This window comes from Nonomuraea cypriaca, from assembly GCF_015645445.1.
In the GTDB taxonomy this organism is placed as follows: domain Bacteria; phylum Actinomycetota; class Actinomycetes; order Streptosporangiales; family Streptosporangiaceae; genus Nonomuraea; species Nonomuraea cypriaca.
In genome coordinates, this window is the sequence record NZ_JADOGI010000510.1 from 1 (window position 1) to 1,521 (window position 1,521).

Sequence of the window (1,521 nt, forward strand, 5' to 3'; positions counted from 1 at the left end):
CTAGTACTACATAGCTAGATCTGTAGGACCTGTAGGCGCAGGTGCCGCTTGAAGTGGTGCCTGCGTGCTCGAGCTTGGTGGCTGCGACGCTGCTCGGACCAGTAAAGTCCCAGCTCAACAGCGTGATCGTCGCTGCCAATCAGGTTGAACAGCCGGCGGATCTCGCTGATGGACAAGGCGATCAGGCGTGTGACGGGTCTGGGCTGGTCACGGGTCGAAGTCCGAGACGGTTTGCGGGGGTTCGCCGGTGTTGCGCTCGCGGGCGGCGCGGGTTGTCCACAGGGGATGGGTCCCCCTTTTAGCGGTGCGGCGCAGGACGGCGAGAAAGGCTAAGGCCAACATGGCCAGGGTGATGTGCCGATACCACGCGTGATAAAGCCGGAACTGATACTGATCCAGCCCCGCCTCTTGCTTGGCCGCCTCAAAACACTCCTCAATCGGCCACCTCGATCCGATGACCCGCACCAACTCCGAGAATCCTTCACCACGCGGATCGAAGCAGTGAAAGTAGGCTAGCTCGCCATCGGCGATATTGCGGCGGACCACATAGCGGTGCCCGGGGAGGGCCGTCTCGATCACGGCCCAGTCGTAGACTCGGAAACCCTTGGCGCCGATACCACAGGCGCGTCGCTGCCAATCGTGTGGTTTCAGTCGCGCAGCCAGGTGCGCCACGCGCATGGTGTTGCCCTTTGCCGTGGAGACGTTTCCCGTTGTGATATCGGTGGTCTGGGGTACGGCCATGCAGTAGGAGATCTGTTCGCGTTCTAGATAGGCGCGCAGGCCGGGGTTCTGGCCGAATTCCTCATCGGCGGCGAACCAGGCGAACGGCACCCTGGCTCCCACCGCCCGGGCGATCATGGCCTGGACCTGCTGCGGGCGGGTGGCGAACGTCACCTCCTCGGGCACATGCGCCTCGGCCCGCCGGGTGGGATCGGCACACCAGGAATCCTCCGGCATATACAACTCGCGGTCGATCAGCACCCGATCCCCGCACGTATTGGCGTAGGCCAGGAAGGTGCCGATCTGGCAGTTATCGATCCGGCCCAGCGTCCCGGAATACTGCCGCTGCACGCCCGCCGATTTCCTGCCCTTCTTGGCGAACCCGGTCGGGTCGGCGATCAGTACCGCGCGCTCGTCGGCGATGTGCTCCATCGCATAGTCGCGCACCTCATCGCGCAGCCCGTCGGCATCCCACGGCGTCAGATTGATGAACCGCTGAATCGCCGTGATCCTGCGCTCACCGGTGAATTCCGAGATCGTCCAGGAGTTCTTGCGCGCCAATGGCGCCAGTAGTCCCCGCAGATACTGCTGGAAATGTTCACGCGACTCCGTCCGGAACCATCGGCCCTCGAACCGCGCACACACCTGCTCGAATTCCGACTGCCACACATCCAGATCCGCGGCTGTCACCGCGCCTGCGTATTCCTGAGGCTGGGGCATGACGATACGGTCACACACCCCAGCCATCTCACGCTGAGAAACCGGACGATCGCTGAACGCGATCTAGGCATGTAGTACTAG

Annotated in this window: 1 protein-coding gene; it reads right to left on the reverse strand. The window is 63.2% G+C overall.

The features are described 5' to 3' along the window. Positions 1-207: 207 nt before the first annotated feature. Positions 208-1,440, reverse strand: a complete 1,233-nt coding sequence (locus tag ITP53_RS55260) for an IS701 family transposase (protein WP_456238123.1) — start codon at positions 1,438-1,440, stop codon at positions 208-210. Between the last annotated feature and the right edge of the window lie 81 nt (positions 1,441-1,521).

Excerpts from the sequence above, each read along its gene's own strand:
- ITP53_RS55260 (WP_456238123.1), bottom strand. The coding sequence starts at position 1,440 with ATGCCCCAGCCTCAGGAATACGCAGGCGCGGTGACAGCCGCGGATCTG.